Origin of the sequence: Thalassospira profundimaris WP0211 (genome assembly GCF_000300275.1) — a bacterium.
Taxonomy (GTDB): domain Bacteria; phylum Pseudomonadota; class Alphaproteobacteria; order Rhodospirillales; family Thalassospiraceae; genus Thalassospira; species Thalassospira profundimaris.
In genome coordinates this window covers 501,931-515,008 of the sequence record NZ_AMRN01000002.1, presented here as the reverse complement: position 1 = coordinate 515,008, position 13,078 = coordinate 501,931, and the positions used below count along the sequence as shown (strand labels likewise).

Here is a 13,078-nt window from a genome sequence, read left to right as displayed (position 1 = left end):
AAACACTTCTGATCCCCGACTTAAGCAACTAGCGTCAGAAGCAAAACGCATCAGTCAACTGAAGCCAGAACAGGTCATTTCCCTATCATTTCTCACGCGAGCAATACTTGAGCGAGGGTTGTTGCTTGAAGTGAGAAAGTCTGGGCTATTTGAAGAATTAAAGCAGAAACACTCAGACAAACCCTCACTCGACGAGTTGATTAAGTTTTGTGTTCACAAGAAAAAATCTGGAATCACAACGCCACGACAACTCATACGATCTGTTGAAAACGCAAACAACGACGGGACGATCTTCGAGTTACAACAGAACATCCATGGTGGCTTCGGCAACTTGACCCCAGAGAGATTGAAAATAGTCTGCGGGGTGTTTTTGCCTATTTTTGATTACTTCTTAGAGAATAACTAACCTCTGGAGACACATAACCAACCATGCTCTACTGAGCAGCCTTCTCGCCCGCAATCGCCTGTGCCCGTTTGTAGGGGCCAAACGGAATTTCCTTCGGATCGAAGGTTTCTGCGGAGGCACGTTCCCAACGGGAATGCCATTCGTGGAGTTCCGGAAGCTCGGTATCTTGCAACAGGAAGCCTTCCGGCAGGTACGGATAGGCTTCGTTGCCATCAACAAACTCGTTGTCTTTCTGTCGCACCATGAAGTGATAGGGCATGAAGTTGCGCGGGTCGGTCAAACCGGCAGCACCGGTGATTTCGGCCAGTGCATGCATGGTGTTTTTGTGGAAGCGCGCGACACGTTCGCTTTTGTCGCCCGGATCAAGGGCGCGTTGGCGGATTTTATCCTGTGTCGCGATCCCGACCGGGCAGCAGTTGGTATGGCAGCTTTGGGCCTGAATACAGCCCAGCGCAAACATGAAACCGCGTGCGGCATTACACCAGTCTGCGCCCAACGCCAGCGTTCGGGCAATATCGAAGGCCGAGACAATCTTGCCCGCCGCGCCAATTTTGATCTGATCGCGGACACCAGCACCACGGAGCGCATTATGGACAAAGGTCAGGCCCTCTTGCATCGGCATGCCAACCCGGTTGGCAAATTCGACCGGGGCGGCACCAGTGCCGCCTTCCTTGCCATCTACGACGATGAAATCGGGCGTGATGCCGGTTTTCAGCATCGCCTTGATGATCGACATGAATTCGCGGCGGTGCCCGATGCAAAGTTTGAAACCAACCGGCTTGCCCCCCGAAAGGTCGCGCAGACGGCCGATGAATTCCATCAGGCCAATCGGGGTTGAGAAAACACTGTGGGCCGCGGGCGACACGCAATCCTGTCCCATCGGGATGCCGCGGGCCTCGGCAATTTCGGCGGTAATCTTGGCCGATGGCAACATGCCGCCATGGCCGGGTTTTGCGCCCTGACTAAGTTTCACCTCGATCATTTTGACCTGCGGGTCGGCGGCAGTTATGGCAAATTTTTCCTCGGAGAAACTGCCATCTTCGTTGCGCGCCCCGAAATAGCCGGACGCGACCTGATAGATCAGATCACCACCCCCTTCGCGGTGATAACGTGAAATGCTGCCTTCGCCGGTATCATGGGCGAACCCGCCCTTTTTGGCGCCCTTGTTGAGCGCCAGGATTGCGTTGCCCGACAGTGCACCGAAGCTCATGGCCGAGATATTATACAGGCTGCAATCATAGGGCTGCTTGCAATGTGGGCCGCCAACGCGCACCCGAAAATCGGTATCGGTGATGTGCTTGGGCGCGACGGAATGGGTAATCCACGAATAGCCGGATTTATAGACTTCCTCGATCGTGCCAAACGGGCGTTTGTCTTCGACACCCTTGGCGCGCTGATAGACAAGACCGCGAGCCTGGCGGCTGAACGGGATTTCATCCTGATCGCTTTCAAGAAGGTATTGGCGGATTTCCGGACGGAAGCTTTCGAGGATAAAGCGGATATGCGCACTGATCGGATAGTTGCGCAGGATGGAATGCTTGTTCTGATACAGGTCGTGAATGCCAACCAGCACCAGCAACCCGAAAATGACCGCAGGCACCCAGAACCAGACATCAACGGCACTCGCCAAGATCACAGAGGCCAAAGCCAAAACCACAACACCCGTCATCACGAAGTAGCGCTGGTTCAAAATGAAGAATTTCACGGTGCTCTCTTCCTGTCCTGTTCAGGCCGATCTGATCCACGAAAAGCCGCCTTGTGCGGGGAGGCATCTGACCCTTCGTATCCGAGATAGCAGCAACATCCATGATCATCGTTGATTTGATCACGGGCCTCAATGGCAATGTCGTTGATTTCAGGGTCTAAACCCTAATTGCCCCCCATTTGATCTGAATGTGGGAACGTTTGCACCAACATCAAGAAAAAGCCGCCTTGCAACAGGGAAGCAAGGCGGCTTTGGGGACCGGAAACAAACAGGTGTTTAAGGGGGGAACACGTTCCCGGTCCACGACATCTGGTAATGCAGGGGCCGATCAGGCCTTGCCGTAGCCCCCGCCACCCGGGGTTTCGATGACAAAGACATCACCCCGATGCATTTCCGCACCGTCGGTGCCCTTAAGCTCGATCACAGTGCCATCGATGCGTTCGACAGCATTGCGGCCAAGCTGACCGGGCTCCCCGCCAGCACAAGCCTGAACCGGTACGCGACGGTGGTTGGACAGGATGGATGCGGTCATGTCTTCGAGGAAGCGCACACGGCGGATCGCACCATCGCCACCCTTGTGTTTGCCTTTGCCACCTGATCCTTTGCGGATTTCGAAGCTTTCGAGCAGAACCGGGAAGCGCCATTCAAGGACTTCCGGATCGGTCAGGCGCGAGTTGGTCATGTGCGAATGAACAGCCGCCGTGCCATCAAAGTCGGGACCGGCACCGGTACCGCCACAGATGGTTTCGTAATACTGGTGCGTATCGTTGCCCCAGGTGAAGTTGTTCATCGTGCCCTGACCACCCGACAGCACACCAAGGGCGGCATACAGCGTATCGGTGACATGCATGCTGGTTTCAACGTTACCGGCGACAACGGCGGCCGGATAACGCGGATTAAGCATCGATCCTTCGGGCACGATCAGATTGACCGGCTTCAGGCACCCGGCATTGAGCGGAATGTCATCATCAACAAGCGTTCTGAAGACATAAAGCACAGCCGCACGGGTCACCGCCGACGGGGCGTTGAAGTTGTTATCAAGCTGATCGGACGTACCGGTGAAATCAACCGTCGCCGACCGGGTTGCCTTGTCGATGGTCACCTTGACGCGAACAACCGCGCCATTGTCCATTTCATAGGCATATTCACCGTCCTTCAGGACATCAATCACGCGACGTACGCTTTCTTCGGCGTTGTCCTGAACGTGCTGCATGTAGGCATGCACGACATCAAGACCAAAGTGATCGACCATCTTGCGCAGTTCCTGCACACCCTTTTCATTGGCCGCGATCTGTGCACGCAGATCGGCGATGTTCTGATAGGGGTTACGTGCCGGATATTTCGCACCTTCAAGAAGATCGGTCAGGCCTTTTTCATCGAACGTGCCCTGATCAACCAGTTTGAAGTTGTTGATCAGAACGCCTTCTTCTTCGAGAACGCGCGAGTTTGGCGCCATGGAGCCCGGCGTAATACCGCCGACATCGGCATGGTGACCACGCGATGCAACATAGAACAGCACTTCCTTGCCATCATCACCAAACACAGGGGTGATCAGCGTGATGTCAGGCAGGTGCGTACCGCCGTTATACGGGTCATTGAGCATATAAACATCGCCCGGCTTCATTTTGCCGTCGTTGTTTTTAATCACGGCCTGAACCGATTCACCCATCGAGCCAAGGTGGACGGGCATATGCGGGGCGTTGGCGATCAGAAGGCCTTCCTGATCAAACACCGCACATGAGAAGTCCAGACGTTCCTTGATGTTGACCGAGTATGAGGTGTTGGCAAGCGTCACACCCATCTGTTCAGCGATGTTCATGAACAGGTTGTTGAACACTTCAAGCATCACTGGATCGGCCTGGGTGCCAATCGCCTCGGAGCGTTTCATGGGCACGACACGATTCAGGATAAGATGATCAAGGCCGTTGACCTTGGCTTCCCAGCCCGGATCGATCACGGTAGTGCCAACCGGCTCCACAATCACGGCCGGGCCACGCACCGTCGCGCCGGGTTTCAGGTTTTCACGTTTATAGAACGGGGTCTGTTCGGTTTTGCCATCAAAGACGACCGGACGGGTCGCAAGCGGCTTGAGCATAACCTCCGCACCATCGAGTTCAGCCGACGATGCCGGAAGGCTTTGGGTTTCGCCAATCGCCTCAACTGCAACGGCCTCAACCACCAGTGGCTTGCCTGTCATGACAAAGCCGTAACGCTGTTTGTGCTGTTCTTCGAACTGGGCCGTGATGGCATCGACATCACCGAAATCAACAATCAGCGGGGTGTCAGTACCGTCATAACGCAGATGCAGGCGTTTCAGCAGGCTGATCTTGTCATCCGAAATGCCCTGTTCTTTCAGTTCCGCCAGCGCATCAATCGCCAAGGCATCAAGCTGCTTATCGAGATCAGCAAGGCCTTCGGCGGCAAGTTTGCCCTCAACCGCCTGTTCACGCATCGCACGGATATCAGCAAGGCCCATACCATAGGCCGACAGAACACCAGCGAACGGATGAACAAAGACCTTGGTCATGCCAAGGGTATCGGCAACCTGACAGGCATGCTGACCACCAGCACCGCCAAAGCACTGCAGGATATAGTCGCTGACGTCATAGCCACGCTGAACCGAGATCTGCTTGATGGCGTTTGCCATGTTTTCAACGGCAATGCGCAGGAAGCCTTCGGCGACTTCTTCGGGGGTGCGGATTTGGCCGGTGTTCTTTTCGATGTCAGCCGCCATTTCCTCAAAGCCCTTGCGCACGGCGTCGGCATTAAGTGGCTCGTCGCCTTCGGGGCCAAAGACATTCGGGAAGAAGTCCGGCTGGACCTTGCCCAGCATGACGTTGATATCGGTCACCGCCAGCGGACCGCCACGGCGATAGGCCGCCGGGCCCGGATTTGCACCGGCACTGTCCGGGCCAACACGGAAACGCGCACCATCGAAATGCAGGATTGAACCGCCACCGGCCGCAACCGTGTGGATTTTCATCATCGGCGCGCGCATGCGCACACCAGCAACCTGGGTTTCGAAATCACGTTCGTATTCGCCGTCATAGTGCGAAACGTCGGTCGATGTGCCGCCCATATCAAAACCGATGACCTGTTTGAAGCCGTCCATTTCTGCCGTACGGACCATGCCAACCACACCGCCAGCCGGACCGGACAGGATTGCATCCTTGCCCTGGAACTTGACCGCATCGGTCAAACCGCCGTTGGATTGCATGAACATCAATTTCACGCCGCCCAGTTCGGAGGCGACCTGGTCAACGTAACGACGCAGGATAGGCGACAGATAGGCATCAACCACGGTGGTATCGCCGCGCGATACCAGCTTCATCAACGGACTGACCTGATGGCTGACGGAAACCTGGGTAAAGCCGATGTCACGGGCAACCTTTTCGGCGGCCAGTTCATGGGCGGTATAGCGATAACCATGCATGAAAACGATGGCGCAGGCACGAATGCCGCTGTCATAGACCTTTTGCAAGTCAGCCCGAAGGGTATCGAGGTCCATCCCTTCGAGTTCATGACCCTGCGCGTCAAAACGGCCAGCGGTTTCGATCACGGTTTCATAAAGCGTTTCGGGCAGAATGATGTTGCGATCAAACAGGCGCGGGCGGTTCTGATAGGCCAGACGCAGCGCATCGCGGAAGCCCTTGTTGGTGACCAGAACCGTGCGATCGCCTTTGCGTTCAAGCAGGGCGTTGGTCGCAACCGTGGTGCCCATTTTGACGGCTTCGATTTTCTCGGCCGGGATTTTCTCGCCGTCGGCGACCTCAAGCAGTTCGCGGATGCCCTGAATAGCGGCGTCCTTATACCGTTCGGGGTTTTCCGACAGCAGTTTGTGGGTGACAAGCGCGCCATTTGGTTTGCGGGCAACGATATCGGTAAATGTGCCGCCGCGATCGATCCAGAACTGCCATTTCGGCTGTCCGGTGGTCTGCGAGGCGGGCGAATTTTGGTCGAGCGGGGCCATGATGCTCACTCCTTCAGGCATCTGTAGTCAGAAAATTCGAGTATTTTGGTCAGTTCAAATCATGAACTGTTAGCCACTCATTTGCGTTGGCAGCCAGGTAACGATCCCCGGAAATACGGTGATCAAAAGGGCGGCAAACAACAGCAGGAAGAAGAATGGCAAGGCAGCAACTGCAATCTTGAACAGGTTCTTGCCTGTCAGGCCTTGCAGAACGAAAAGGTTAAAGCCGACCGGTGGCGTGATCTGTGACATTTCGACCACCAGCACGACATAAATGCCGAACCACAACAGGTCGATGCCAGCGGCCTGCACCATCGGCAGGATCACAGAGGTTGTCAGAACCACCACCGAAATACCGTCCAGGAAACATCCCAGAACGATAAAGAAGATCGTCAACGCACCGAGCAGCGCATAGGGCGACAGCTCCATCTGGGCGATCCATGCGGCCAATTCACGCGGCACACCGGTAAAGCCCATGGCAACCGTCAATACCGCGGCACCCGCAAGGATAAAGCAGATCATGCAGGACGTGCGGGTGGCACCCATGATGCCATCAAGCAGGCTTTCCTTGGAAAGCGACCCGCTAAGGGCTGAGAGGATCAACGCACCGACGACACCGAATGCCGCGGCCTCTGTCGGGGTTGCCACCCCGCCATAGATCGAGCCGATGACAGCCGCAATCAGAACAATGACCGGGATCAAGCGGCCGGATGCACGGATTTTTTCAGCAAACGGAATGCTGGGGGCAGCTTCGGGCATCTTGTCCTTGTTGATCGTGGCCCAGATGCCAACGAAGCTCATGAACATGATGATCAGCATGACACCGGGGATCACGCCGGCAATGAAAAGACGGGCAATCGAAAGTTCGGCCGAAACACCATAAACAATCAGGATGATCGACGGCGGGATCAGAAGACCCAGCGTACCCGACCCGGCAAGGGTTCCGAGGATCAGGCTGTCGGCATAGCCCTGTTTACGAAGTTCCGGGATCGACATGCGCCCGATGGTGGCCGCCGTTGCCGCCGACGACCCCGACACAGCAGCAAAGATACCGCAGCCCAGGATATTTACATGTAGCAACCGACCCGGAAGCTTGTTCAACCACGGGGCAAGCCCGGTGAACATGTCTTCGGACAGGCGGGACCGGAAAAGGATTTCACCCATCCAGATAAACAGCGGCAGCGGTGCCAGTGACCAGGTCGCAAGGCTTGACCATGCGGTTGTCGCGATGATCGGACCGGTTTGCGCACTGGTGAAAACATCAATGGCAAAGACGCCAATGGCAAAAAGTGCAAGTGCAACCCACAGACCAGCGCCCAGAAACAGGAACAGCAGGCCCATCAGGATAAGACCGATTTGAAGTACGTCCATGACCGCCCCCTACTCGTTCAGATCGTTCGCTTCGCCGCCGACAAAAGCGGGTTCGCGGCCAGCCAGAAGATCAACAAATGCTTCGAGCAGAGCGATGGTAAAGACAACCAGTCCAAAAGCCATGGCGGTTTGCGGGATCCACAGCGGGAAGGCCAGAACGCCGGGCGAAGTATCGCCATACGAAAAGCTTTCCTCGGCCAGAACCGCCATCCACCAGGCGAAATAACCGGCAAGATAGATCGCAGCCAACAGCGTGATCGCTTCCATTGTCCGACGGACACGGCCTTTAAGGTGCGAAAGGACAATCATGACCCGGATATGTGTGCCCGCGCGCAGCGCCGGGCCAAGGGCAAGGAACGTACCGGCAGCAAGCGAGAACCCGGCCAATTCATTGGCATCGTGAACGGCGATCCCGACAAGACGCCCCAAGGACTGGGCGAGGATCAGCAGCGCAATGATTACCAGGAACGCGGCCGCCAAAACGGCACTGAATTTGAATAAATAATCTAGCAGTCTGCGCACAGCAGTCCCCCTTTCCGCCAACGATCATCCCCAAAGCGACGTATCGTACCTAACGGACAGTAACATTAAAATGTGCGGATTGTCCGGGACCGAACGGAGGACGACACCCGTCCGGCCCCGACAATTGGCAAGAACTGGTGCTTAGTTCTTGAACGCGTCGATGATGGCCTGGCCTTCATCTCCGGTTTTTTCCAGCCAACCAGCGACCATCTTGTCACCAGCTGCTGCCAGACCGTCTTTGAGTTCTGCACTCGGTGCAGCAACGTTCATGCCGTTTTCAGAGAGAATTTTCTTTTTCTCTTCGGCTTCTGCCATGCTCATTTCCCAGCCGCGGGTTTCGGCTTTGGCAGCGGCTTCAAGAACAGCAGCCTGAACGTCAGCAGACAGGCCATCGAATGCGCTTTCGCTTACGATAACCATGTTTTTCGGAAGCCATGCCTGAACGTCATAGAAGTTCGAAACAAAGTCCCATGCCTTGGAGTTGGCACCGGTCGACGGCGAGGTGATCATCGCTTCGACAATGCCGGTTGCAAAGGCGGTCGGGATTTCCGGAACTTCAACCTGGGTCGCGACCATACCGGTCAGCGATGCCAGTTCGGACGTGGTGGCGTTATAGGCGCGGAACTTGACACCATCGAGGTCTGCAACGCTGTTGACTTCGTTTGCGGTGTAAAGGCCCTGTGCCGGCCACGGAACAGCGTAAAGAACTTTAAGACCGTCTTTTGCAAGGGCTGCTTCGATGCCTTCGCGCGATACTTCCCAAAGTTTCTTGGCGTCTTCATAAGACGTCGCAAGGAACGGGATCGCGTCAACGGTGTAGATCGGGTTTTCGTTGGCCAGCAGCGAAATCAGGGTTTCGCCGATCGGCACCAGGCCGCGCTGAACCGAACGTTTGATGTCAGCATGCTTGAACAGCGAACCACCGGAATGAACGGTGATGCTCAGCTCACCGCCGGATGCTTCATTCACATCCTTGGCAAATTCGATGATGTTTTGGGTGTGGAAAGTCGCGTCAGGATACGGTGTCGCCATGTCCCAGGTTTCTTCAGCGGATGCAAAGCCGGCTGACATGGTGATCGCTGCGACTGCGACAGTCGAAAGTGCTTTTTTCAACATTTTTCAAGTCTCCCTGTGTGTGATGCAAGCCGATACACGTTATCGCGTATCGAGACTCCAAAGTAGCCTCCCGACACATTGATCACATTTTGCCGACAAATTGTCAACTTTAATTCATAGCAGATATGCGAAATCCGGGAAACAACACCGTAGAACCCCGCCTGCGTGAACCCGCAAAAACCGACCATTCGTCTGATATTTTTGTTGTTATTGTTGCCTGTCGGGGGCATTCAACTAGCGATCAAACAAATAACAAGTGGGGAAAATCCAATGCCGGATCTTTCGGGGAAGTCTGTCTGGATTACAGGTGCCGGTAGCGGCATCGGTGAGGCAATTGCCAAATCTCTGGCGGCTGGCGGGGCGCACGTTGCCCTTTCGGCGCGGCGCGAAGAGACACTTCGGCAAGTTGCAGATGACATTGCGGCAAGCGGGGGAAAAGTTGAAATTTACCCGCTCGACATCAGTGACAGCGACAAGGTTTTTGAAACGGTCGCGAAAATCAAAAGCGCGATGGGCAAAATTGATGCGCTGATCAACTGTGCTGGTGTGAACACCCCGAAACGGCATTGGCGCGATCTTGATATCAAAGACTGGCAACGTATCGTCGCTGTCAATCTGAACGGTGTTGCCAACACCGTTTGCGCGACCCTGCCCTTGATGCGCGATCAAAAAGACGGACTGATCATAAATATTGCGTCTTGGGCCGCAAAGCATGAATTCCCGGTCGCAGGCCCGGCCTATATTGCATCCAAGCGCGGTGTCGTGGAGTTGTCCCACAGCATCAATCAGGAAGAACTGCACAACAACATCCGCTGTTGCTGCATTTCGCCGGGCGAGGTTGCCACCCCGATCTTGCAGCAACGCCCGGTCCCGATAGAACAGGAAGAACTTGATCGTCTTTTAAAGCCAAGCGATCTTGCAGAAATCGTGACTTATGTCGTCGGGGCACCGATGCGGGTCTGCTTCAACGAAATCGTGATGTCCCCGACCTACAACCGCACCCTGTTACCAATTCAGCCTTAGTGCTGTCCCGAGACATCGCGGATTTCTGGGGACAAGCCTTGGCAGCGGTATCAGCGGCGCGACTTACATCGCGCTTGCTGCACGTGATGCCTGGTCATAGACACCGGAAATCGCGCGAAGAGTCTTGGCGACATCCCCGACTTCCTCGCTGTTGACGCCAAGCCGCTGGAAAGTCTCAATCAGGCAATCCTCGCGGACCTGGCGGTATTTCTCGCACATTTCACGGCCTTCCTTGGTGGTCGCGTAATGCACTTCCTTGCCGCGTTTGACACCCTCGACCAGTCCAAGCTTGCGGAGCTTTTTAAGGGAATAGTTCACAAGATGGCTGTCTTCGACATTCAGGACAAAGCACACTTCAGACAGGCTTTTTTCCCGTTCACGGGAATTGACATTGTGCAGCACCAGAATATCGAGAACCGACACATCGGGCATACCCGCCGCACGCATGCACCGCACCATCCAACGGTTAAATGCATTCCCTGACAGGATCAACGCAAATTCAAGTTCCGACAGTTCGGCTGCGCGTTCCGAGACAAGATGTGACGATGAGACGATACGTGTTTTATCAGCCATCCGACGTTCCCTGTAATGCAGTATTCCCGGTCACCAACATAGGTTCTGACCACGTTCATTGGAAGTTTGTCGGCATTTTATCGCGATAAAGGCGACAAGGTAAAGCCCCTGCCGCCTTATACTTATCGGCAATTCACCGTTAAAGTGTGCGCATCCGTTCGAGAAAACCATCAATCTGCGACCGCAAGTCACCGCTTTGTTGACCAAGGTTGTTGGCCGAAACGTTGACGTTGCCAGCCGCTTCGTTGGTTTCATTGACAGCTGCAGACACCCCTTGCATGGCAGCCGAGATTTCCTCTGTCCCGGCGGCGGCCTGCTCCACGTTCTGCGAAATCTCGCTGGTGGCGACAGTTTGCTGTTCAACCGCGGCCGCCACCGCAGCTGCACGTTCGCTGATGTCTGAGATCATTTTGACAATCTCGTCGATTGCATCGACGGCAAGGCTGGTGGCCTGCTGGATATCATTGATCTGGGATGTGATTTCCTCGGTTGCCTTGCCCGTCTGATTGGCAAGGTTTTTCACCTCGCTTGCGACGACGGCAAAGCCTTTGCCAGCGTCCCCCGCCCGGGCAGCCTCAATCGTTGCATTGAGGGCCAGCAAGTTGGTTTGTTCGGCAATATCACTGATCAGGCTGATGACTTCGCCAATCTTGATCGCAGAATCATTAAGTCCCTGGATATTGTCATTGGTATTGCGCGCCCGCTCGGTTGCGGACTGTGCCATGGTTGACGTTTCAGTGACCTGACCGGAAATCTCGTTGATAGAAGCCGAAAGTTCGGTTGCGGCCGTGGCAACCAACTGCACATTCGAAGAAGCCTCTTCCGCACCGGAAGACACCGCCATCGACTGGTTGGTCGCTGTTTCAGCACTGTTACGCAATACGTTCGACACCTGATGGAGTTGCTCCACCGCTATTCCGACATCGGCCATGACGGCAACCACCGCCTGATCGAATTCCTGAATATAGCGCTCCTGCGTCTCCATGCGTTTGCGGCGTTTTTCGTCTTCGGCCTTTTGCGCCGCTTCAAGCTTGATGCGTTCGATACCGTTTTCGCGGAACACCAGAACCGCACGCCCCATCTCGCCAATTTCGTCCGCCCGCTTCACTTCGTTGATATCGACATCAAAGTCGTTTTCAGCCAGTCGGGTCATTTTGTTGGTCAAACCGCTGATCGCGCTGACAATGGCGCGCGCCAACAAGAACGAAAGCCCCATCAACGCAAGAACACCGATTGAATACATGATGACCGAAACCGTCAGACTGGTTTCTGCAATGCTGTCAGCTCTTTGCTTTTGGGTCTGTGCGATTTCGCCAATCGACTGACTGAGTTCATTAAGGATCGGTTCAGCCTCGGCATAATAGTCGGACAAAAAGCCGAGCTCTGCTTCGCGTTGCAGGATCTTTTCAGACAGAGCCTTGAAGTCAGCGACATATGACTTCATCAAGTCGGTGATTTTATCCTGCTCGTCGGCGGGAATGTTTGAGGCGGCCAATGCCGGTCCGAACTCGGCAAGGCGGTCATCGATCCGACCGACATATTTTGGATCAAGCCGTGCGAGAAAGTCCTTCTCGTGGCGGCGCATCATCAACATGATTACGGTAAGGTTGTCGGCACTATATTTCTTGAGCGCCTCTTCGACATTATGCACCGAGGAACGTAGCCGTCCCAGAAGCCCTTCTTCCTCGTTCAACCCGATTTCTCGCTGCAAACCGACAACCACCGCGAACTTCGCGTCATAGTTGGCAAAGGCTGTCACGATTTCCTGGAGCTGTGCATCAAACGCGTTCAGTTCCGGCGCCTGTTCAAGCTGCTCGAGGCCAGCATTAACGTCTTGGACGACACTGGCATGCTCGGAAACATATTTTTCATCCATGCGCAGCAGGAAGTCCTTTTCCCGCCGACGTGCATTCAGGAATTCACGCGAAACCGCATCAGCAACCAGTTTGTTTTCCAACGCACTCTCGGCAACGTCTTCGGCGGTCCGTCTTTGTTGCTCTGCGATGAATTGCACAGCACCAACGACGATAAAGATCAAAAGTGCCACCCCGCCGATCAGCGATATTTGATAGAGAAGTCTCATTCGGGAAAGAAAGTTCATCTTGGCCCCCAAGCAGTTGCCCAGCCTTTGCCACAGCTTGTCGCCCGCTGGCATCAGCGCAGGTTTCTATTCAACAACGAAATAAAGACACCTATCGCGCCCGCCAGATCAAATCGGGGGAACCTTGCCCCATATGTCGGGAAACCATTTCGGCCTCTAAGCCGTGGCAAGACATAATTGATGCTTGCCCGGTGCCTGTCTCTTACTCAACTGAATCACATTTGGTGTGAGGCACAACAAAACAAGAGGAAAGATTGCTCTTTCCTCTTGTTGCAGTTGCAGACATGAAAT

At 54.9% G+C, this 13,078-nt stretch carries 8 protein-coding genes; 1 reads left to right on the top strand and 7 read right to left on the bottom strand.

Features of this window, described 5'->3' with window-relative positions; all coding sequences use genetic code 11:
* Positions 1–434: 434 nt before the first annotated feature.
* The 5 genes from TH2_RS06550 to TH2_RS06530 all read right to left on the bottom strand — a co-directional run bounded on the left by TH2_RS06550 (position 435) and on the right by TH2_RS06530 (position 9,090).
* Positions 435–2,111: an FMN-binding glutamate synthase family protein gene (locus tag TH2_RS06550; RefSeq protein ID WP_008889620.1), complete on the bottom strand. Its 1,677-nt coding sequence runs from the start codon at positions 2,109–2,111 to the stop codon at positions 435–437.
* 328 nt (positions 2,112–2,439) lie between these two features.
* Positions 2,440–6,081, bottom strand: a complete 3,642-nt coding sequence (locus TH2_RS06545) for a hydantoinase B/oxoprolinase family protein (protein ID WP_008889619.1) — start codon at positions 6,079–6,081, stop codon at positions 2,440–2,442.
* A gap of 69 nt (positions 6,082–6,150) precedes the next feature.
* The gene (locus tag TH2_RS06540; protein WP_008889618.1) at positions 6,151–7,452 is read right to left on the bottom strand and encodes a TRAP transporter large permease; all 1,302 of its coding nucleotides are present in this window, start codon (positions 7,450–7,452) and stop codon (positions 6,151–6,153) included.
* A 9-nt stretch (positions 7,453–7,461) separates the two neighbouring features.
* Entirely contained in the window at positions 7,462–7,974 is a 513-nt protein-coding gene (locus TH2_RS06535) for a TRAP transporter small permease (protein ID WP_008889617.1), read from the bottom strand.
* Between the two features lie 141 nt (positions 7,975–8,115).
* Complete coding sequence (locus tag TH2_RS06530; RefSeq protein ID WP_008889616.1) at positions 8,116–9,090, bottom strand: TRAP transporter substrate-binding protein; 975 nt, start codon at positions 9,088–9,090, stop codon at positions 8,116–8,118.
* Positions 9,091–9,360: 270 nt separating this feature from the next.
* Between TH2_RS06530 and TH2_RS06525 the strand changes: the two genes are divergently transcribed.
* A complete protein-coding gene (locus TH2_RS06525; protein ID WP_008889615.1) occupies positions 9,361–10,113 on the top strand; it encodes an SDR family oxidoreductase in 753 nt (250 codons plus the stop codon).
* A gap of 63 nt (positions 10,114–10,176) precedes the next feature.
* Here TH2_RS06525 and TH2_RS06520 read toward each other — a convergent pair whose 3' ends face one another.
* Both TH2_RS06520 and TH2_RS06515 read right to left on the bottom strand, forming a co-directional pair.
* Positions 10,177–10,686 carry a winged helix DNA-binding protein gene (locus tag TH2_RS06520; protein WP_008889614.1) on the bottom strand — a complete coding sequence of 170 codons (510 nt, stop codon included), beginning with the start codon at positions 10,684–10,686 and terminating at the stop codon, positions 10,177–10,179.
* Positions 10,687–10,825: 139 nt separating this feature from the next.
* Positions 10,826–12,787, bottom strand: coding sequence for a methyl-accepting chemotaxis protein (locus tag TH2_RS06515; protein ID WP_157193878.1), 1,962 nt, complete (start codon positions 12,785–12,787; stop codon positions 10,826–10,828).
* Positions 12,788–13,078: the final 291 nt, after the last annotated feature.

What these genes read in the sequence shown, in the direction of transcription:
- TH2_RS06530 (WP_008889616.1), bottom strand. Translation starts at nt 9,090, where the DNA reads ATGTTGAAAAAAGCACTTTCGACTGTCGCAGTCGCAGCGATCACCATG.
- TH2_RS06515 (WP_157193878.1), bottom strand. Translation starts at nt 12,787, where the DNA reads ATGAACTTTCTTTCCCGAATGAGACTTCTCTATCAAATATCGCTGATC.
- TH2_RS06525 (WP_008889615.1), top strand. Translation starts at nt 9,361, where the DNA reads ATGCCGGATCTTTCGGGGAAGTCTGTCTGGATTACAGGTGCCGGTAGC.
- TH2_RS06540 (WP_008889618.1), bottom strand. Translation starts at nt 7,452, where the DNA reads ATGGACGTACTTCAAATCGGTCTTATCCTGATGGGCCTGCTGTTCCTG.
- TH2_RS06520 (WP_008889614.1), bottom strand. Translation starts at nt 10,686, where the DNA reads ATGGCTGATAAAACACGTATCGTCTCATCGTCACATCTTGTCTCGGAA.
- TH2_RS06545 (WP_008889619.1), bottom strand. Translation starts at nt 6,081, where the DNA reads ATGGCCCCGCTCGACCAAAATTCGCCCGCCTCGCAGACCACCGGACAG.